17 protein-coding genes and 1 pseudogene are annotated in these 21,091 nt (G+C 61.3%); 15 read left to right on the top strand and 3 right to left on the bottom strand.

The window, feature by feature from the left end; genetic code table 11:
• A pseudogene (locus B7G66_RS03200) lies at positions 1-206 on the top strand (MlaD family protein); the annotation flags it as partial.
• 36 nt (positions 207-242) lie between these two features.
• On the opposite strand, the gene B7G66_RS03195 reads toward B7G66_RS03200, so the two are convergent.
• Positions 243-1,337, bottom strand: coding sequence for an ATP-grasp domain-containing protein (locus B7G66_RS03195; RefSeq protein ID WP_003620395.1), 1,095 nt, complete (start codon positions 1,335-1,337; stop codon positions 243-245).
• Positions 1,334-1,909: a DedA family protein gene (locus tag B7G66_RS03190; protein WP_003620393.1), complete on the bottom strand. Its 576-nt coding sequence runs from the start codon at positions 1,907-1,909 to the stop codon at positions 1,334-1,336. Before B7G66_RS03190 ends, B7G66_RS03195 begins: the two co-directional genes overlap by 4 nt.
• Before the next feature lie 379 nt (positions 1,910-2,288).
• On the opposite strand from B7G66_RS03190, the gene B7G66_RS03185 reads away from it, so the two are divergent.
• The 13 genes from B7G66_RS03185 (at position 2,289) to B7G66_RS03125 (ending at position 19,515) form a co-directional block, all read left to right on the top strand.
• Positions 2,289-3,278, top strand: a complete 990-nt coding sequence (locus B7G66_RS03185; RefSeq protein ID WP_003620391.1) for a lytic murein transglycosylase — start codon at positions 2,289-2,291, stop codon at positions 3,276-3,278.
• A gap of 44 nt (positions 3,279-3,322) precedes the next feature.
• On the top strand, positions 3,323-4,582 hold the full coding sequence (locus B7G66_RS03180; RefSeq protein WP_040512018.1) for a D-alanyl-D-alanine carboxypeptidase family protein: 1,260 nt from the start codon (positions 3,323-3,325) through the stop codon (positions 4,580-4,582).
• A gap of 28 nt (positions 4,583-4,610) precedes the next feature.
• On the top strand, positions 4,611-5,261 hold the full coding sequence (tmk, locus tag B7G66_RS03175; protein ID WP_040510853.1) for a dTMP kinase: 651 nt from the start codon (positions 4,611-4,613) through the stop codon (positions 5,259-5,261).
• A gap of 7 nt (positions 5,262-5,268) precedes the next feature.
• Positions 5,269-6,234, top strand: a complete 966-nt coding sequence (locus tag B7G66_RS03170) for a DNA polymerase III subunit delta' (RefSeq protein WP_003620387.1) — start codon at positions 5,269-5,271, stop codon at positions 6,232-6,234.
• On the top strand, positions 6,231-7,769 hold the full coding sequence (metG, locus tag B7G66_RS03165; protein ID WP_003620386.1) for a methionine--tRNA ligase: 1,539 nt from the start codon (positions 6,231-6,233) through the stop codon (positions 7,767-7,769). Before B7G66_RS03170 ends, metG begins: the two co-directional genes overlap by 4 nt.
• Complete coding sequence (locus B7G66_RS03160) at positions 7,769-8,566, top strand: TatD family hydrolase (RefSeq protein WP_003620385.1); 798 nt, start codon at positions 7,769-7,771, stop codon at positions 8,564-8,566. Before metG ends, B7G66_RS03160 begins: the two co-directional genes overlap by 1 nt.
• A gap of 4 nt (positions 8,567-8,570) precedes the next feature.
• Positions 8,571-9,356 (top strand): MBL fold metallo-hydrolase, encoded by a 786-nt coding sequence (locus B7G66_RS03155; protein ID WP_048858841.1) that lies wholly within the window; start codon positions 8,571-8,573, stop codon positions 9,354-9,356.
• 349 nt (positions 9,357-9,705) lie between these two features.
• Positions 9,706-11,652, top strand: a complete 1,947-nt coding sequence (locus tag B7G66_RS03150; protein WP_003620383.1) for a PrkA family serine protein kinase — start codon at positions 9,706-9,708, stop codon at positions 11,650-11,652.
• 26 nt (positions 11,653-11,678) lie between these two features.
• Positions 11,679-12,989, top strand: a complete 1,311-nt coding sequence (locus B7G66_RS03145; RefSeq protein WP_003620382.1) for a YeaH/YhbH family protein — start codon at positions 11,679-11,681, stop codon at positions 12,987-12,989.
• Positions 12,986-14,560, top strand: coding sequence for a SpoVR family protein (locus tag B7G66_RS03140; RefSeq protein WP_003620381.1), 1,575 nt, complete (start codon positions 12,986-12,988; stop codon positions 14,558-14,560). The genes B7G66_RS03145 and B7G66_RS03140 overlap by 4 nt, the downstream gene beginning before the upstream one ends.
• A 151-nt stretch (positions 14,561-14,711) precedes the next feature.
• Complete coding sequence (gene guaB, locus B7G66_RS03135) at positions 14,712-16,214, top strand: IMP dehydrogenase (RefSeq protein ID WP_003620379.1); 1,503 nt, start codon at positions 14,712-14,714, stop codon at positions 16,212-16,214.
• Between the two features lie 30 nt (positions 16,215-16,244).
• Positions 16,245-17,540 carry an RsmB/NOP family class I SAM-dependent RNA methyltransferase gene (locus tag B7G66_RS03130; protein ID WP_003620378.1) on the top strand — a complete coding sequence of 432 codons (1,296 nt, stop codon included), beginning with the start codon at positions 16,245-16,247 and terminating at the stop codon, positions 17,538-17,540.
• A 145-nt stretch (positions 17,541-17,685) separates the two neighbouring features.
• Positions 17,686-19,515, top strand: coding sequence for a cation:proton antiporter (locus B7G66_RS03125; RefSeq protein WP_003620376.1), 1,830 nt, complete (start codon positions 17,686-17,688; stop codon positions 19,513-19,515).
• 12 nt (positions 19,516-19,527) lie between these two features.
• On the opposite strand, the gene B7G66_RS03120 is transcribed toward B7G66_RS03125, so the two are convergent.
• Complete coding sequence (locus B7G66_RS03120; protein ID WP_040510850.1) at positions 19,528-20,049, bottom strand: L,D-transpeptidase family protein; 522 nt, start codon at positions 20,047-20,049, stop codon at positions 19,528-19,530.
• Between the two features lie 165 nt (positions 20,050-20,214).
• On the opposite strand from B7G66_RS03120, the gene B7G66_RS03115 reads away from it, so the two are divergent.
• The gene (locus B7G66_RS03115; protein ID WP_003620373.1) at positions 20,215-20,931 is read left to right on the top strand and encodes a response regulator transcription factor; all 717 of its coding nucleotides are present in this window, start codon (positions 20,215-20,217) and stop codon (positions 20,929-20,931) included.
• The last annotated feature ends 160 nt before the right edge of the window (positions 20,932-21,091 follow it).

Genomic DNA, 21,091 nt, shown 5'->3' with positions numbered 1-21,091 from the left:
CCGTCAATCTGCCCGCCGATACAAGCCTGTCCATCGGCAGCCCGTCGCTGACGGCCGATATGGCGCTGATGGTGCGGGCGGGCGATAGTAAGGCCACGCTTTCCCCCGATGCGCCCATAACCGACACCCATGAACCGGTCAGCCTGGAACAGCAGGTCAGCAATTACATCTTTGGCAATGGTGGCCTGCCTACAGACCCTTCCTGAACGATCCGCATGGCCACTCCGCATGGCCACCGGGCATCAGTCATTCATGGGATAGGACGCCAGCAGCCTGCGCTGTCGCAGCCAGCAGCGCAGCATTGTCATCGCGCCACTGGGTTTCCAGCCGGCCTTGCGTTTCTTCGCCCCGATGCGGAATGTTTCGCGGTAATGCATGAACTGCGCGGCATAGGCATCACGCAGGGTTGTGCGCGAATCCCAGATATGGGTGGCTTCGGATCCGACCCCATTGATTTCGATGATCTCGAATTTCTCACCCCGTAACAGGGCGGCGGCGGACTCTGCCTTTACGTCGATACGCCCGAAATGGAAATCGGGGATATCGTGCATGATGGCGTCGATCCGTGCCTCAAGCTCAGGCGTCACATCGGCCGTGCAGTCGTGGAAAATCGCACCCTTGCAATGGTTGCCCGTAAAGACGAGGGGCAGTGCCTCGCCCTTGGCTGGAACGTCGGCCAGGCGGCCGCGCAGACGCGGGATATAGATCTGGGGCACCAGCCGCGTGCGCGGGTCCGCATGCAGCAGTTCTTCCACCGTGGAGCGACCATCCCCAACCAGAAGCGGAACCTCCTTGTAGGTCATGGAGGTGATGCGCCCGTGCGCTTCGTCGGGATGGCGGATATAGAAAATCCCGACTTCGTGTGAATAGGGGATCAGACGCTGTAGCATCAGCGAGACATGGCGCGGGAATGTTGCCAGTGCCTGCGCCAGCGCCCCGGCATCGGCCACCAGCTTGACCCCCGTGCCGTTGCACCCGATGTCGGGCTTCAACACCACCGGAAAGCCAAGTCCGGCATGGTCCATGGCCTGTATGGCGCGGGCGGTGTCATTGTGTCCCGTTTCCACCAGCGTATAGGGCGCAATCCAGCGGCGCGCGGTCTCGCCCGCCATGTTGAGGATCGAACTCTTGCTTTCCCCGCACAGGCCGCCTGTCTCGATACGTGGGTTGGCGGCTGTCGGCAGGCTGAGGTCGCCATAACGCAGGCCCATCATGATCCAGTACATCACCACCGGGGTATAGAAGATCCATCCCGGCCAGAATTCGAACATGGACAGGGGGGACGGGGCCTTCGCGGGGGAGGAGGCGGGCGTGGAGACGGTGGACATGTCGGTCATCGGGATTGGCCTTGCAATCGGGCAATGGTACGGCTGATGAGGAAGATGGTTACGATAAAGCCCGCCAGTCCCAGCCATTTCCATGTCCCCAGGTGGGAAATCAGGAATTGTCCGACACGCAGGGACACGGCGAACAGCAGCGTTGTCCAGATCAGGGTTGCCAGCACGGCCGCGACACAGAACAGGCCCAGCCGCGCGCGGAAAAAACCACAGGCGGTATATAATGGCAGGCGTGCGCCGGGAATGAACCGGCTGATGAAGACGATACGAAAGACGTTACGGTCGAACCAGTGGCCTTCATGTTCCACGTTCGGCAATGTGACCCACCGGCGCGCAGGGGGCCAGCACGCGGCAAGATAGCCAAGCCCGTACAACCCGATATCCCCCACCACGATGCCGATATACAGCGCCACCAGCGCGACCGGCAGGTCCACATGCCCCGTCTGCACCTGCATGGCGGTCACGATCGTTGCCGCATCCTCCAGGATGAACGTGCCGATGATAATGGCCAGCCCCTGCAACAGGGGGGAGGCCCCCGCCGTGGCAAGGAATGAAGTCAGGGATAAAGACATCTACGGCCAGCTAACGCACACATGGCGGCAAAGGGGAGGGGAACGTGACCAATAACTGACAAGCCTCTTTCAACTCATGACCGATGCAGGCCCAACGCCACGGGACGGCGTGACGCGACATGTCGAAGGCCGCGAAGGCCGCGAAGGATAGCGCACTAAGGCGCTGGCGCCGCCCCTGCGCGCCCCGTGTCCGACACAGGTCGTCGCAATCCGGCCCGCGCATAACCGTGTTATGGCGACCTTGTTGCATGCTTCCGCGATACGGACAAACCCGAAGTTGTTACCTGATTGTGTCCACCAGTCACGGCATGCGACACAAACCGCCCGGAATGGGGCCTGAAGGATTGAAACCACCCCGCCTCCGTGGCAGAGCATCACAATGCTTGTACGCCGCACATTCCTGCTGTCCGCCGTTGCCCTGTCCACCGGGGTGATCGCCCCCGCCCTGCGCGCGGGGCGGGCCTATGGGCATGCGCAGGATTACGCCACGTTCGTCGCGGGTGTGCGCGATGACGCGATTCGACAGGGGCTCGATACCGGGATTGCCAACAGGGCGCTGGACCTGTCCACGCCCAATGCGCAGGTGCTTCGGCTGGATCGCACGCAGCCGGAATTCCACCTGACATGGGCGCAGTACCGACAGCGCGTCATTACCCCCCGCAAGATCGCCGATGGCCGCACGGCCGTAGCGGTGCAGCGCGCGCTGCTTGATCAGGCGCTGACGCGTTATAATGTCGCGCCGGGGGCGATTGCGGGGATATGGGGGCTGGAATCCGCCTATGGCACGCGCATGGGCACATTTGGCGTCATCGATGCGTTGTGTACGCTGGCCTATGACGGACGTCGGGCCAAATTCTTCCACGATGAACTCATGAAGGCGCTGCATATCCTGGGGATGGGGGATATCGCCCCCGAACAGATGATCGGCAGTTATGCCGGCGCGATGGGACAGCCGCAATTCATGCCCAGCGCCTATCTGCGCTATGCCGTGGATATGGATGGCGACGGGCGGCGTGACATCTGGCATTCCACGGCCGACGTATTCGGCTCCATCGCCAGTTATCTGTCGCATTCCGGCTGGATCGGCGACGAACCGTGGGGACAGCAGGTCACGGTGCCCGATACCCTGGCGCAGGCTGCGCTTGGACGGACGCATACCAGGACCTTGCAGGAATGGATGGATGCCGGGGTGCGGCAGATCGACGGCAGCGCATTCCCCCGCGCGGACATGCGCGGCGCGATCCTGCGCCCCGATGGGGTGGGGGGCGAATCCTTCATGGTCTATCGTAATTTTAACGCAATCCGTCGTTATAATCCGTCGGATTTCTATGCACTGGCCGTTGGGCTTCTGGGTAACGAGATTACATGACATCAGGACACGCACAGCTTCGCACAGCCAAGCTTCCCGCCGCCATGCCGGGCCGGTATCCCACACGGCGCGCGGTCCTTTCGGGCGCAGTCCTGTCTGGCGCGGTAAGCGGGTTGGCCCTGTTGCCTGCGGGGCGGGCGTTTGCCGCACGCAGACATCATCCCGCACCTGACCCGGCAGCCCCCGCCGCCGGGGGGGGCGAGGCGCCTGCCGGGTCCTACTCCCCTGCCAACAGCCTGATCGGGCCGGTCGATACCCCCGCGCGCTGGGCGTGCATCATCGACTATACCACCGGTGCCGTGCTGCTGGAAAAGGCGGCGGACGAACGCATGCCACCATCCTCGCTGACCAAGATGATGACGGCTTATGTCGTCTTCGGGATGCTGCGTGCGGGACGGCTGAAGCTTGATCAGACCCTGACCGTCAGTGAAAAGGCATGGCGCATGCAGGGCTCGAAGATGTTCGTCCCCCTGCAGGGCGCGGTTGCGGTGTCTGACCTGATCCAGGGCATGGTGATCCAGTCGGGTAATGACGCCTGTATCGTCCTTGCCGAAGGTGTCGCGGGGTCCGAGGACCAGTTCGTGTCCCTGATGAATGCACAGGCGGTACAGCTTGGCATGACCAACACGCATTTCATGAATGCGACCGGTTGGCCCGCAGACGGGCATTACATGTCCGCGCGCGACGTCACGACCATCGCGATGCACCTGATCCACGATTTCCCCGAATATTACCATTTCTTTGCGGAAAAAGGGTTCCGATACAACAGGATTTCGCAGGAAAACCGCAATGCGCTGGTGGTCAAGGGGATCGCCGACGGCCTGAAGACCGGGCATACCGACGCGGGCGGCTTTGGCCTGTGCGCCAGTTCCGAACGTAATGGAAACCGGATCGTCATGGCCATCAACGGCCTGCCATCAAGCAATGCCCGCGCGTTCGAGGGGGAGAGGCTGCTCGAATGGGGGTTTGTCAATTTCGAAAATGCGACGCTGGTACATAATGGGGCGGTCATCGACAGCGCGCCCGTCTGGCTTGGTAAGGCGGCGACCGTGCCGCTTGTCGCCACGCGCGATGTCCTGCTGACGCTGCCCCACGGCTGGCAGAACCGCGCGCGCATCGCACTGGATTACAAAAGCCCCGTGCCCGCACCGATCAAGGCGGGGCAGGTGCTGGGACAGCTTGTGATTTCCAATACCGGTCTGGCCGACATCATGGTGCCGCTGGTGGCCGGGAACGATGTCGGGCGGCTTGGCCTGTTTGGCCGGGCTTCTGCCGTGCTGGGGCAGAAACTGGGACGTCACTGAGGCGATGACAGGGGTGATGACAGGGGCAATGACGGGACTGTTCATTACGTTCGAAGGGGGGGAAGGGGCCGGGAAATCGACGCAGGTTCGCCTGCTGCAAGAACATCTTGCCACGATCATGCCATCCGACAGGATTGTCCGCACCCGTGAACCGGGCGGGACGCCCGGGGCGGAGGCCGTGCGCGACTTCCTGTTGTTCGGCGAACATGACCTGTCGCTGCGCGCCGAAACACTGATGCATTTTGGCGCGCGCTATGACCATGTCGATCGCCTGATCCGCCCGGCGCTGGAGGCGGGAAAGGTCGTCATTTCCGATCGTTTCACCGATTCCACCGCCGCCTATCAGGGATATGGCAGGGGTATGGGTGATCCTGCAATCCTCGACCTGATCGCATCCCTGCGCCAGCAGACTGGCGCCCGGCCCGACATGACCTTCATCCTCGATGTTCCGCGTGCCATGGCGCGTGAACGCCTGCGCGCACGCGGCAATCGCCCCGACCGGTATGAAACCGCGGCGGAGGCCTTCCATGCCCGTGTGGCCGAAGGGTTTGCCGCCATCGCCCGGCAGGAACCGGGCCGGTGCATCACGCTGGACGCGGCCCAGCCGCCTGATATCGTGGCTCAGGCCGTCGCGCGGCATGTCGCGACGCGTCTGCCGATGTCGTGGGGACAGGGATGACAGCCCGATGACCGCCCCGCGCGAACGCACCCGTCTGCATGGGCATGACGCCGCGTGGCAGCAGTTCGCATCCGTGATGCGTGCGGGCCGCCTGCATCATGCGTGGCTGCTGACGGGGGTGGACGGGATCGGCAAGGCGACGATGGCCTTCATGATGGCCCGCGCCCTGTTGAAGGCACATGACCCCGACAGCCCGGTCGGCCGGCGCATCACCGCCGGGACGCATGCGGACCTGCTGGTGATCGCACGGGGGGTGGATGACAAAACCCGTCGTCCCCGCCGTGAAATCGTGGGCGATGACGTGCGCCCGATCGGGGCCTTCCTGCGTCGCACCGCGGCCGAGGGCGGGTGGCGGGTGGTGATCGTCGATGGCGCCGAATACATGAACCGCACCGCCTCCAACGCCATCCTCAAGATTCTGGAGGAACCCCCCGCAGGTGCGATCCTGATCCTGACCTGCGCGGCGCCCGGTCGCCTGTTGCCGACCATCCGCAGCCGTTGCCGTACGCTGGACCTCGGCCCGCTGTCAGCATATGATTTACATGCCGTGCTGACAGATGTGGTTGATGATGCATACCGCGCGGATATCGAAAATATCATCCCCCTGTCCCATGGATCGGCGGGACGGGCGATTTCCCTGCTGCACAGGGACGGGATAAAGCTGTCCGCGCTGGTGGCGCAGGTGATGGATGGACAGGATGGCGGGACGGATGCCTATCGCATCGCCAGCAGCATCACGGAATCGGAAAATGGCTTTTCAGTCTTTTTCGATCTGTTATGCGATGCCATATCGGTAAGGACACGCGAACTCCTCCGTGCGCCACAAGGCCAGGGGCAGTCACGCGACATGCGGCCCGAACGCATGGCCGATGCGTGGCAGGATCTGGTCCGGCTACGTGCGGAGACTGAAAATTTCAATCTGGATAAGCAGCAGGCGCTCCTGACGGCGCTTGCGCGGGTGAATGCAATATGACACGGCGCTATTACGTCACGACACCGATCTATTATGTGAATGGGGCGCCCCATATCGGACACGCCTATACCTCCGTCGCGGCGGACGTGATCGCGCGGTTCAAGCGGCTGGCGGGCTTTGACGTCTTTTTCCTGACGGGCACCGACGAACATGGGCAGAAGGTGGAGCAGGCGGCACACACAGCCGGCGTGACCCCGATCGAACTGGCCAACCGTGTCGCCGCGGATTTCCGCGATATGTATGACAAGATGGCCATCTCCTACGATGATTTCATCCGCACGACGCAACCCCGCCACGCCGAAGGGGCCGCCGCGTTGTGGAAGAAGCTGGAGGAGAACGGCCATATCTATCTCGGGGCGTACGAAGGCTGGTACGCGCTGCGCGATGAATGTTTCTATCAGGAAGAGGAACTTGTCATCGCGGCGGATGGCACCCGCACGGCCCCGACCGGCGCACCGGTGGAATGGGTGAAGGAGCCTTCCTATTTCTTCCGCCTGTCCAAGTTCCAGGACAGGCTGCTGGAACTTTACGAAACCCACCCCGGATTCGTGGAACCCGCGGGACGCCGTAACGAGGTGCGGAGCTTCGTCCGGGGGGGGCTGCGTGACCTGTCCATCAGCCGCACAAGCTTCAACTGGGGCATTCCCGTTCCGGGCGATCCGAAACATGTGATGTATGTCTGGGTCGATGCGCTGGCCAATTACCTGTCGGCCGTGGGCTATCCTGACGAAGGCGCGCCACGTTGGGATTTCTGGCCCGCGAACCTGCATCTGGTGGGCAAGGACATCCTGCGTTTCCATGCCATTTACTGGCCTGCACTGCTGATGGGGGCAGGGTTGCCGCTGCCGGAGCGTGTGTTTTCCCACGGATGGTGGACCATCGCGGGGCAGAAGATGAGCAAGTCGCTGGGCAATGTCCTTGACCCGCGCGATCTGGTGGCGGAATTCGGCCTTGATCCGGTGCGCTTCTTCCTGATGCGTGAAATGCCCTTTGGTGGCGACAGCGATATCAATCGCAAGGCCATCATCACGCGCATGAATGTCGAACTGGCCAATGACCTTGGCAACCTTGCGCAACGCACCCTGTCGCAGATCGCGCGCAATTGTGCCGGCCTGCTGCCCGAACGTGCAACGCCCACGGCGGAGGATACGGCGCTGCTGGCGCAGGCCAGCCTGCTGCCTGATCTCATGCATGGGCAGATCGACCGTCAGGCGCTGACCGATGCGCTGGAGGAGGTGTGGAAGGTAATCCGCGCCAGCAACGCCTATATCGACCATCAGGCCCCGTGGGCGCTGAAGAAGACCGATCCGCAACGCATGGCCGATGTCCTGCGCGTACTCGCCGATGTCTTGCGTACCATCGCCACGGTCTTGCAGCCTTATATGCCCGGCAGCATGGATACGATGCTGACACAACTGGGTGTGGAAGCGACGGAACGCGATTTCGCGGCCCTTGGGACGCCGTTACCCGCAGGTCGTCCGCTTCCCGCGCCCAAGGGCATATTCCCACGCTTTGTCGAGGCGGAATCCCAGTGATGGCGCGGGGTGGATTGACGGATTCCCATTGTCATCTTGACCATTTTTCGGACGAAGAATTGCCTGACCTGCTGTCGCGCGCATGTGCGGCGGGGGTCAGCGGGCTTGTCACCATCGGCACGCGCCTGTCGCGCGCGGCGGAGCAGAAGCGGCTTGCCGGTTTTGATTCCGATCGCGTGCGCGTCTGGTGTACGGTGGGCACGCATCCCGACCATGTCGATGAAACCCCGGTGCCGACAGCGCATGACATCATTGCCCAGACGCACGACAACTGTGTCATCGGGATTGGTGAAAGCGGTCTGGATTATTTCCATGGCAAGCCTGAAATCCGTCCCCTTCAGCAAGAGAGTTTTCGCGCCCATATCGATGCGGCACGACAGACGGGCCTGCCACTGGTGATCCACACCCGTGATGCGGATGCGGACATGATGTCCATTCTGCGCGACGAGACCGTGGAAAACGGGGTGTTTCCCTTTCTGGTACACTGCTTTTCCTCCGGCCCGGAACTGGCGCGCACGGCGGTTGAACTTGGCGGGTATATCAGTTTTTCTGGCATTGCGACCTTTGGCCGGGCGGAGGCCGTGCGCGCGGTTGCCGCAGAAATTCCCGCCGAACGCCTGCTGGTGGAGACGGATGCGCCGTTCCTTGCCCCGGTGCCAAAGCGCGGCAAGCGCAACGAACCAGGCTATGTCCCCCATACCGCGCAGGTGGTTGCACGGTTGCGCGGGATGGAGGATGACGCGTTCGCCGCGTTGACCACCGCCAACTTCCACCGTCTGTTTACCAAGGCGGCCTGAAGCGATGGAAATGACCATTCTGGGGTGTGGTGGCTCCGCCGGGGTGCCAATGGTCGGCGGGGTGGACGGGGCAGGGGACTGGGGCCTGTGTGATCCGTGCGAACCGCGCAATGCACGTCTGCGTTCATCGGTGCTGCTGCGTGATGATACGGGCAATGCGCTGCTGGTCGATACGGGGCCGGACCTGCGGGCACAATTGCTGGCGCAGCGGATTACACGTGTCGACGCGGTGCTGTATACCCATGCCCATGCGGACCATATCGCCGGGCTGGATGAACTGCGTGCAATCAACCGCATCATCGGTCGTCCGATTCCCGCCTATGGCACGCGCGATGTCATCGACGAACTGGTCACGCGCTTCGATTATGTCTTTCGCCCCTGGACGCCCCCTTCCTTCTATCGCCCGGTCCTGACGCCCCATGTGATCGAAGCCGGGGGCGAAGCCATGATCGCAGGCATGAATGTGCATGTTTTCAGGCAGGTGCATGGCCATACCCTGACGCTTGGCCTGCGTGTGGGGCCAATGGCCTATTGTACGGACGTGGCGGAACTTGACGATACCGCGCTTGATATCCTCCATGGCGTTGATACGTGGGTGGTCGGCTGTTTCCAGCGTACGACCCATGTCTCCCACGGTTGGCTGGAACGCGTATTCGAATGGCGTGAACGTATCCGCCCGCGTCGTACCGTCCTGACCCATATGGGGCCGGACATGGACTGGGACTGGATGCAGCGGCATCTTCCGGCCGGGGTCGAGGCCGCCTATGACGGGTTGACCCTGCGGACCTGACCTGACGGGCCTGGCGGCTACATGACGCAGACCCTACCGATGGTTCATTGTGAAGATTTAGGTTGAATCCGGCACATCCCCGGCGATAGCGTAAACAGACGGGCCGATCCTGCAAATCGGGACCCGTTCTTTGCGGGGTGACAAAATCACTAGGTTATATCAGGGCAATAATGCCCGGCCTCACGATACCACGCCCATGCAGGCGAGCGGTCGTGTCCATCATCGCCAGACCAGAACGACAGGTTGCTGAAACTCTGCCCCCTGCATGAAGGGGGCCCAGGCAAAAGATACGACGCATACTCATCCTACGGTTCACCCCGAACCCTGCTGATTTCGGAGAAATCTGCTGATGGCAAATGAGTTCAATGTCTTCTCCCTTGCGACGGCAATGCGCGATGAACACCGCGAAGTCGAAATGGGGCTGTCCGACTATCTCGAACATTGCAAGGTCGATCCTTCCTGTTACGCCACTGCGGCGGAACGCATGCTCCGCGCGATCGGAGAGGCGGAGACGACCGACACGTCCCGCGACCCGCGCCTGTCGCGCATCTTCATGAACCGCACGGTGCGGACCTATCCCGCATTTTCCGATTTTTACGGGATGGAAGAAACGATCGAACAGATCGTCGGCTTTTTCCGGCATGCGGCGCAGGGGTTGGAGGAACGCAAGCAGATCCTCTACCTTCTCGGGCCGGTGGGGGGCGGCAAGTCATCGCTGGGCGAACGCCTTAAGGCGTTGATGGAGAAAGAGCCGATCTATGCGCTTAAGGCCGGGCGTCACATCAGCCCGGTTTTCGAAAGCCCGCTTGGCCTGTTTGATCCCGAACGTATGGGACCGTTGCTGGAGGCGCAGTACGGCATCCCGCGACGCCTGCTGACGGGTATTGCAAGCCCGTGGGCCATCAAGCGGCTGGAGGAATTCGACGGCGACCTGTCGCGTTTCAGCGTGGTGAAACTTCATCCCTCCCGCCTGCGCCAGATCGCGATCGCCAAGACCGAACCGGGGGATGACAATAACCAGGACGTTTCCGCCCTGGTGGGAAAGGTCGATATCCGGCAACTGGAGAACTATAGCCAGAACGATCCCGACGCCTACAGCTTCTCCGGCGGGCTGAACCGTGCCAACCAGGGCATCCTTGAATTCGTGGAGATGTTCAAGGCCCCCATCAAGATGCTTCATCCGCTGCTGACGGCCACGCAGGAGGGGAATTATGTCGGCACGGAAAATATCGGGGCCATCCCCTTTACCGGTGTCATTCTTGCCCATTCGAACGAGGCCGAATGGCAGGCTTTCCGCAACAACCGTTCCAACGAGGCGTTCCTTGACCGGGTCTGCGTCATCAAGGTGCCGTACTGCCTGCGCGTCAGCGAGGAAGCGCAGATCTATGACAAGCTGATCGACACATCCAGCCTGTCACAGGCCCCGTGCGCGCCCAATACGCTGGAGATGCTGGCGCGGTTTGCCGTCCTGTCGCGCCTGAAACCCCATCCGAATTCCACCCAGTTCGCAAAGATGCGGGTCTATGACGGGGAAAACATCAGGGAGACCGACCCCAAGGCCCGCACGATGCAGGAATATCGCGACGCGGCAGGCGTGAACGAGGGGATGAACGGCATTTCCACCCGCTTTGCCTACAAGGTTCTGTCGGCCACGTTCAACCATGACCCGACGGAAATCGCCGCCGACCCGGTGCATCTGATGTATGTGCTTGAACATGCCATCCGGCGCGAACAGTTCCCCGCAGAGGTGGAGGCGCAATATCTTGCCACCCTCAAATCCGACCTTGCCGGGCGTTATGCCGAATATCTGGGGCACGAGATCCAGAAAGCCTATCTGGAAAGCTATAACGATTATGGCCAGAACCTGTTTGACCGGTATCTTGAACATGCCGATGCCTGGATCGAGGATCAGGACTTCAAGGACCCCGATACGGGGCAGATGCTGAACCGCGACCTGCTTAATTCCGAACTGACGAAGACGGAAAAGCCCGCGGGCATCGCCAACCCCAAGGATTTCCGTAACGAGGTCGTCAAGTTCGCCCTGCGCGCGCGCGCGAACAATGCTGGACGCAACCCGTCATGGACATCGTACGAGAAAATTCGCGACGTCATTGAAAAACGGATGTTCAGCCAGGTGGAGGACCTGTTGCCGGTCATCAGCTTCGGTTCAAAAAAGGACCGTGAGACCGGGCACAAGCACGATGAATTCGTGGGGCGCATGATTGCGCGGGGATACACGGAACGCCAGGTCCGTCGGTTGGTTGAATGGTACATGCGGGTCAAGCAGTCGGCCTGACACATGGAACATGGTGGTAATGCGCAGTGGACATCATTGACAGACGTTCCAATCCCCATGGGAAAAATATCGAGAACCGGCGTCGCGTGATCGAACGCGCCCGCGACGCCGTCCAGAAATCCGTGCGCGAGGCCATAGCGCACGGCAGCATACAGGAGACCGGACATGACAGAAGCGTCACCGTACCGGCGGATGCGCTGCATGAACCCTCGTTCCACCGGGTTTTCAGCGGGGGCAGCCGTCACTTCATCCTGACGGGGAACAAGGAGTTCTGCCGTGGCGACAAACTGCAACGTCCTCCTGCCGGTGGTCAGGGCGGTGGCGGCACGGGGGAGGGAAACCCGTCGGACGCGGGGGAAGGGGAAGACAGCTTCCGCTTTGTCCTGAGCCGGGAGGAATTCCTCGATCTGTTCCTGGACGATCTTGAACTGCCTGACCTGGTCAAGCGTGAACTGTCCACGACCGAGACGACGGCCCCCATGCGCGCGGGGCTGAGCAACGAGGGGTCCCCATCTCAACTGGACCTGTCGCGTACGATGCGCCGGTCCATTGCCCGGCGTATCGGCCTGCGTCGCCCACGCCCCGATGAAATGGTGCAGGTGGAACAGCGCATCGAGGCGCTGGAGGCGCAACGCCCGTTAAGTGCGCACGACCTTGATGAACTGCATCAGTTGCGTGAACAGCGCACAACAATGCAGCGTCGGCTTGCACGCATTGCGTGGGTGGACCCCGTTGACCTGCGTTACCGCCGCCACGCCGTGGTGCCACAGCCCGTCACACGGGCGGTCATGTTCTGCCTGATGGATGTTTCCGGCTCCATGACCGAACGGATGAAGGATCTGGCCAAGCAGTTTTTCGCATTGCTGCACGTATTCCTTGAACGGCGTTACCGCACGCTGGATATCGTGTTCGTGCGCCATGCCGAACGGGCGGAAGAGGTGGATGAAAATACGTTCTTCCACGACCCCAGCACAGGGGGCACGCTGGTGTCCTCAGCACTTGAACTGATGGCTGATATCCAAAAGAAGCGCTATCCGGTCCAGAGCTGGAACATCTATGCGGCGCAGGTATCCGATGGTGATAACCTGCCTTCGGACATGGCCCGTGCCTGCGGCATATTGACCGGGGATATCCTGCCGAATGTGCAGTATTTCGCCTATATCGAGGTTTCGGCCTCTGGCGCGGTGATCCGGGGACAGACCGACCTGTGGCGTGCCTATCACGATATTTCCACGCATGTTCCCCACCTTGCCGTCCGGCGTGTCACCGAACGCAAGGATATCTTCCCTGTCTTTCGTGACCTCTTCTCGCAGCAGCCTGAAAGGGAAAACGCATGATGGACCTTCGCCCCGCATCCCCTGTCACAGGCACATGCTCCGGCCTGCTCTATCAGGGCAACGACTGGAATTTCGAGATATTGCGCGACTGCTATGATGCCGTGGCGGACATCGCGGAACGTGAACTTGGCCTGACGACCTATCCCAACCGGCTGGAAATCATCACGTCTGAACAGATGCTGGATGTCTATACCGCCCATGGCATGCCGCTTGGCTATCGGCACTGGTCGCTGGGCAAACGTTTCATTGCCCATGAAAATGCCTATCGCCGGGGCATGATGGGGCTGGCGTATGAGGTCGTCATCAATTCCGACCCGTGCATCAGCTATTTGATGGAGGAAAATTCCGCCACGATGCAGACGCTGGTGATCGCGCATGCCGCGTTCGGCCACAATCATTTCTTTCATAACAACCGCCTGTTCCGTGAATGGACCAACGCGTCGGAAATCCTCGATTACCTGGAATTCGCGCGTGGCTATATCCACCAGTGCGAGGAACGTCACGGCATCGCGGCGGTGGAACGTATCCTTGACGCCGCCCATGCGTTGCAAGGGCAGGGGGTGCATCGCCATTCGGGCTCAAGGCGCCTTGACCTGCGTGCGGAACAGCAGCGCGCACAGGCACGACGCCTGCATGAGGAGGCGACCTTTAACGACCTGTGGCGCACCGTGCCCGTCGATGAAGAGCAGCAGCCCGACACCACATCGAACGACCCGATGCGCCGGCGCCTCGGCCTGCCGGAAGAAAACCTGCTCTACTTTCTTGAAAAACATGCGCCGCTGCTTGCCCCGTGGGAGCGCGAGGTCATCCGCATCGTGCGCATGATCGCACAGTATTTTTATCCCCAGCCACAGCTCAAGATGATGAACGAAGGATGTGCGACATGGGTTCATGATTACATCATGCGTCGCCTGCATGAAAACGGGCGTATCGACGACGCGTCGTATCTGGAGGCGATCCATTCCACCAGCAATGTCATCACGCAACCCGATTTTGACGCGGGCGGGGGGCCGTCGTTCAATCCCTATGCGCTGGGCTTTGCGATGATGGGTGACATTGCACGTATCTGCACGTCGCCCACGGCAGAGGACCGTGCATGGTTCCCTGAAATCGCGGGCAATGACCGGCCCATCGAAACCCTGAAACATGCATGGGCCGAATTTCGCGACGAAAGCTTCATCCTGCAATATCTGTCCCCTGCTGTGATGCGCAGGTTCCGCATGTTCCGCATCCATGACGATACCGCAGCGCCATACCTGTTGGTGGATGCGATCCATGATGACGCCGGATATCGCGATATCCGGCGCACGGTGGCGCAGAACCACGATCCCGCCAACATGAATGCGGAAATCGAGATCACCGGCGCCAACATGCATACCGACCGTATGCTGACACTGGAACACCGCACGACGCGGGGGCACCAGTTCCATGCCGATGACGCGCGCAGGACATTGCAGTACATGGCGGACCTGTGGGGGTATGGTGTTCAGTTGCTTGAACGCGATGCGGATGATGGCACGGTTCTGGCGACCTATGAGGCGACAGGGCGTGGGGGCGTGCGGCGCGGATGACCCCCTGACATTTTATTTTCCATGCCGAATCCGGGCCAAAGGATGCGCACAACGCTTGCAAGGCCCCGATTCACGGCTTATGAGGGTGCGCCAACGGTCGGGTACCCGCGGCACTGGGGACCCTCCACTGTCTGATTGAGGTTCCTGCAGCATGTCTTCCACGACGAAACCGGTTTCCATTCCCCGTATCGAGGATCGTATCCGCGAGGCCCTGGCGTTTGACGACGTGCTGGTGGTGCCCGATGAATCCAACGTCCTGCCTTCGGAAACTTCGACCAGAACGCGCCTGACGCGCCGGATCGAGCTGAATATCCCGCTGGTCTCTTCCGCCATGGATACCGTGACGGAAGATAACATGGCCATCGCCATGGCACAGAACGGTGGCCTGGGTGTCATTCACAAAAACCTGACGATCGAACAGCAGGCCGAGCAGGTCCGTCGCGTCAAGCGCTTTGAATCCGGCATGGTCGTCAACCCCGTCACGGTTTTCCCCGACCAGACACTGGCGGAGGTGAACGCCATCATGTCGCGCCATGGCATCAGCGGCCTGCCGGTTGTGGAACGCGACACCACGCGCCTTGTGGGAATACTGACCAATCGTGATGTGCGTTTCGCCACCGATCCGGGACAGCGCGTTTATGAACTGATGACCCGTGAAAACCTGGTGACCGTGCGTCAGGATGTCGCGCGGGAGCAGGCACGCCAGTTGCTGCACCGTCACCGGATTGAAAAGCTGCTGGTCATTGATGATGAGGATCGCTGCGTCGGCCTGATTACCGTCAAGGACATGGACAAGGCGGTGATGCACCCCAACGCCAACAAGGACGAGCTCGGCCGCCTTTTGTGTGCCGCGGCGACCGGTGTGGGCGAGGACGGCCTGACGCGTGCGCGCGAACTGATTGATGCCGGGGTGGACGTCATCGTGGTTGATACCGCCCATGGCCATTCACGTGGCGTCCTGACCTCCATTGAGAAGATCAAGGCCATCCGCGAAGACATCCAGATTATCGCAGGTAACGTCGCAACGCCGGAAGCGGCGCGCGCATTGATCAAGTCGGGTGCCGACTGTGTAAAGATCGGCATCGGGCCGGGGTCGATCTGCACCACGCGTATCGTGGCGGGCGTGGGCGTGCCGCAGTTTTCCGCCGTCATGGAAACATCGGCCGCCTGTCATGAACTCGATATCCCCGCCATTGCGGATGGTGGCATCCGTACCTCTGGCGATATCGTGAAGGCCATCGGCGCGGGCGCGGATGTCGTCATGATCGGGTCCCTGCTGGCCGGGACCGAAGAAGCCCCCGGCGAAGTGTTCCTGTATCAGGGGCGCACGTACAAATCCTATCGCGGGATGGGCAGCCTGGGCGCGATGGCGCGTGGGTCGGCCGACCGTTATTTCCAGCAGGAAATCAAGGACACCCACAAGATGGTGCCCGAAGGGATCGAAGGCCGCGTCGCCTATAAGGGGGCGATGGGGGCTGTCATCCACCAGCTGGTGGGCGGCCTGCGCGCTGGTATGGGCTATACCGGTTCAGCCACCGTCACCGACCTGCAGCAGCGCGCGCGGTTCCGCCGCATCACCGGCGCGGGCCTGCGTGAAAGTCACGTTCATGACGTGTCCATCACGCGCGAAGCGCCGAATTACCGGCAGGATTGACGGCATCATTACAAAAGCGATTACACGTCCATGACCCCCAGTGCACGGCTGTCGGCCGCCATCGACCTTATATCCGCGATGGAGGCCACGCCGTTCCGGCCGGCCGACGCGGTTGCCAATTCTTTTTTCCGCGAACGCCGGTATATCGGCGGGGGGGACCGCAGGGCCATTTCCGCCCGGGTCTGGGATACCCTGCGCCATTGGCGTCGCCTGTGCTGGTGGATTGAACGGGCCGACGCCCCGGTCACGCCGCGCACCCTTGTGCTGGCGCTGGAGGTTCTGGCGCGTCAGGACCGGATGACACCGGAGGAACTGTTCAGCGGGGAACGTTACGCGCCGTCCCGCCTTGATCCGCAAGAACGTGCCCTGTGTGCTTTCCTGCGGGGCAAGTCGATGGACCATCCCGAAATGCCACGGGCGGTCACGCTGGAGGTGCCTGACTGGCTGCTGCCCCGGGTGGAGGCCACCTTTGGCGCGCAGGCCGATGCGGAACTTCAGGCGATGATGGGCGAGGCCACGTTGGACCTGCGTGCCAACCTGCTCAAGACCACGCGGGAAGCTGCGCGCATGGCCTTGGCACAGGAGGGGATCACGACGCAGGACACCACGCTTTCGCCATGGGGGCTGCGTGTCGCGGGGCGGCAGCCTGTGACCTCCACCGCAGCGTTCCGTGCCGGGCTGATTGAAATCCAGGACGAAGGCAGCCAGCTTGTCGCCGCCGCCGTGGGGGCAGAGCCGGGCATGCGGGTTCTGGATTACTGTGCCGGGGCGGCGGGCAAGACGCTGGCGATGGCCATGACGATGAATAATCGTGGCCACATTGTCGCCTGTGACGTGTCCGAACCGCGATTGGACGGGGCGGTGCGGCGCCTGCGCCGTGCCGGCGTGCACAATGCCGAACGCCATCTTCTGGCAACGGGTGACAAATGGGCACGCAGGCGTGCGGGCAGTTTTGACCGCGTGCTGGTGGATGCACCCTGCACCGGGACGGGCACATGGCGGCGGAATCCAGATGCACGCCTGCGCCTGCGGGAGAGTGATCTGCTCGAACTGATGGAAAAGCAGTCAGACATTCTGGATCGTGCGGCGGCATTGCTGCGCCCGGGCGGACGGCTGGTCTATGCCACGTGCTCCATCCTGAACGAAGAAAACCATGACCAGATCGCGGCCTTTGTGCAACGTAACCCCGCCTTTCGGCTGGTGACGCCCCCCCAGGGCGAAGGGATCATGCCAGCGGGCCTGCTGGTGGGGGGGCAAATGAGTCTTTCCCCCCTGCGAAACGGGACGGATGGCTTTTTTACCGCCGTGATGGAACGCGTCGCCTGACAGGATTTTTTTACTCCTGATGTACGAATATCGACCCCATGCGACGGGTGTCGGCCCCATACTGGTCGATGCGGCGTAGCCCTGTTTTTTTTCCGGGCCGCGCCATCGGGGTTCCCGACAGGACATAACGATACGGGAAACATACATGCAGCATAATCTGGCGATCGGGCTTCTGTGCATTCTGGGGGGCGGAATTGCGGCGCAATGGGTCGCGTGGCGGTTCAGGCTGCCCGCCATCGTCCTGCTGTTCGCGCTGGGGCTGGTTTATGGCCCGGGCTTGGGCCTGCTGCACCCATCCGCGACGATCGGCAGCTATTTTCATCCCCTGATTTCGCTGGCGGTTGCCTTTATCGTGTTCGAAGGCGGGCTGGCGCTGAATGTGCGGCAATGGCGCACTTCGGGGGAGGGAGTGTTGCGGCTGACGGCTGTGGCGCTTCCGATCAACTGGGTGCTGGGCACCCTTGCCGCGCATTTCGTCGGCCACCTGCATTGGGGGACGTCATGGCTGTTCGGCGCGATCATTGTCGTGACCGGCCCCACGGTGGTGCTGCCGTTGTTGCGTCATACCAAATTGCGCCCACGGGTCGCGGCCTTCCTGCGGTGGGAGGCGATCGTCAACGACCCGATCGGGGCGATCCTTGCCACCCTTGTCATGGAATTCCTGCTGCTTCAGCCTTCGCCAACGGGGGATGTCTCCCTTGCGGCGATAGAGATCTGGCCACACCTGCTGTTCAGCACCATGTTTGCGATCGGCTGCGGCATTTTTCCCGCGCTGCTGGTCAAATTCCTGTCCAGTCGTGACCTTCTGCCTGAAATCCTGCGTATTCCCATCATCCTGACCTTTGCCATGAGCATGGCTGCCATATGCAACCTTGTGATGGCGAGTACGGGCCTGATGGCGGCCACCGTGTTCGGCATGGCGCTGGCCAACCTGAATGTTGTGGGCATTTCCGAACTGCGCCGTATCAAGGAATCCCTTGGTGTCATTGTGGTGTCATGCCTGTTCGTCGTCCTGACGGCCGACCTTCATCGCGATGTGCTGCAAAAATTGTCCCTGCCGATTCTTGCACTGACACTGACTGTGCTGTTCGTGGTCCGGCCGCTGGGGATTTTCCTTTCCACCATCCGGTCCGACCTGTCATGGCAGGAACGCCTGTTCGTTGGATGGATTGCCCCACGCGGGATCGTCGCCGCCGCGGTCGCGGGGGCGGCGGGCCTTCAGCTGCGTGATGCGGGTGATCCCAGCGCCGCACTGATTACGCCCGCGGTGTTTGCCGTCATCGCCACGACCATGATCCTGCACGGGTTTTCCCTCCGGCCACTGGCACGCTATCTGCGGCTGACACTGTCGGATGAACCCGCGCTGGCGATCATGGGGGCCAATGCATGGTCCACCAATCTGGCGACCATCATTCATCAGCAGGGGATTCCGGTGGTTCTGGTCGATACCTATTCCGGGGCGCTGGAAAAGGCCGACCGGCAGGGCGTGCCGACCCTGAAGGCCGAACTCCTGTCCGAAGAAGGGCTTGAACGGCTGGAGGAGCGACCGGCGGATTATCTGATCGCGGCGACGCCTGATGCGATCTATAACGGGCTGGTCTGTGCGCGGCTGGCCCCGGATTTTGGGCGGCAGCGCGTATTCCAGGTCAGTCCGGGCGTGGCACGGCTTGACCTGTATCGTGGTGTCAGCCGGGAATCGCGGGGCAAGGTTCTGGGGGAACCGTCATGGAATTTTTCCATGATTGATTCCCTCTTTGACAGGGGATGGCGTTTCCACTGTCATGTTATAACGGACCCGTTGCAGGAAAATGATATCGCGCAGGGACATGCGATGGTTTTCATGGTGATTCGCAAAGGGGTGGCGATATGGGTCATCTCTGCCGAGGATGAGGTCCGTTCCGAAGCCGGCGAGGGGGATATGGTCATCGTATTCCAGCCCCCGCCCGTTGCATCCCCTGACCCTGTGGCGGCATAGGGGGCGCGGGATTCAGCACGTCATGCCGGGGGGCAGGACCTCGATTTCAGACAACCCCATTTCCAGCAGATGCCGCAGGTCAGATTCGGGCACCGCGATGCAGCCCTCGGTCGGGCGACCGCCTGTCTGGGGAAGGTGAAGGAAGATGGCGGAGCCACGTCCGCGTACAGGCGGCGAATCATTGTAACCCAGAACGACGATGATGTCGTAGACGTGATCGTCACGCCACAGGCGTTCATGCCGACCGGCATGTGGCAGGATCACATACTGGTTATAATCGCTCTCTGCCGGATCGTCACACCAACCATCGTGCGGCGATAATGGTTCCACCGGCAGGCGGCAAACCGGGGCCGCGACCCGGTCGGCACGATAGAAAACCCGCCGCAGCGGAAGGATTCCAACCGGAGTGGCATGATCTCCCTCGATTTTATGCAGTGTGACGCCATTCGCGCCAATGGCTGCGGGTATCCGCCTGTTCATGCAATGCAGTTGTGCGTCCAGACCGGTATTCGATTGCAAAATAGCGCGTATCATGAATTTCTCTGTGTAAGGTCGCATGTGTGTTATGTCCGGCCTGCGTATGGCTGGATATGGTTTCGCGATCATTGGGCGACAGCCTGATGCGACATGTTATCGTATCATGAAAGTCGAATAACCGATTCCGAATCTCGGAACGGACAAAGTTATAAAGAGGGTTCGATGGCGGGTGCACGTCCCATTCTGATAGCGGACGACGATCAGACGTTACGTCAAATGCTCGTTGAACAGCTGCAGGTTGAAAGTGAATTTGAAGCAATCGAGGCAGGGTCCGTCGCTGAAGCATGGGAAAAGCTGAATGCGCCGGGTGCCCGTTTCGATGCGATCATCCTTGATGTTTCACTCCCTGATGGCGACGGGCGGGATTTCTGCGCCGATCTGCGGCGTAAGGGGAAGCGTATCCCGATTATCATCCTGACGGGGTCGGATGATGAAACGGATGTGGTGCGCGGCCTTGATGCCGGCGCCAACGATTACGTGGCAAAGCCGTTCCGTATCGCGGAACTGCTGGCGCGGCTGCGTGCGCAGATGCGTATTTTCGAAAATAGCGAAGATGCTGTTTTTGCCATTGGCCCGTATATTTTCCGCCCTTCGGCCAAGCTGCTGCAGGAAACGGAAAAGAACCGCCGCATCCGCCTGACGGAAAAGGAAGCCGCGATCCTGAAGTTCCTGTATCGCGCCGGTACACGTCCCGTGCCACGGCAGGTGCTGCTGAACGAGGTCTGGGGTTATAACGCAGCGGTGACAACCCACACGCTGGAGACGCATATCTATCGCCTGCGTCAGAAGATCGAGCCCGATCCGACCAATGCCACGCTGCTTGTCACCGAAGGCGGCGGGTATCGTCTTGACCCCGAAGGCGGCAAGAGCGCGGCCTGATCCCGCTTTTTTCAGCTCATGTCATGCGGTGAGGGGCCCTGTGTGTTTCACCGCATGGAGTGTGTGGCGGGCAGGGTCCACAATGCTGTCCGCACGCGCCCTGTTTTCAAAAGGGCACTTCCCGGAAAAATTTGGACATGCCCTATCGACGGCCCGTTTT

Source organism: Novacetimonas hansenii JCM 7643 (assembly GCF_000964405.1).
GTDB classification, from domain to species: Bacteria; Pseudomonadota; Alphaproteobacteria; order Acetobacterales; family Acetobacteraceae; genus Novacetimonas; species Novacetimonas hansenii.
The sequence above is the reverse complement of the archived record's forward strand: the minus strand, read 5'-3'. Positions and strand labels throughout refer to the sequence as shown.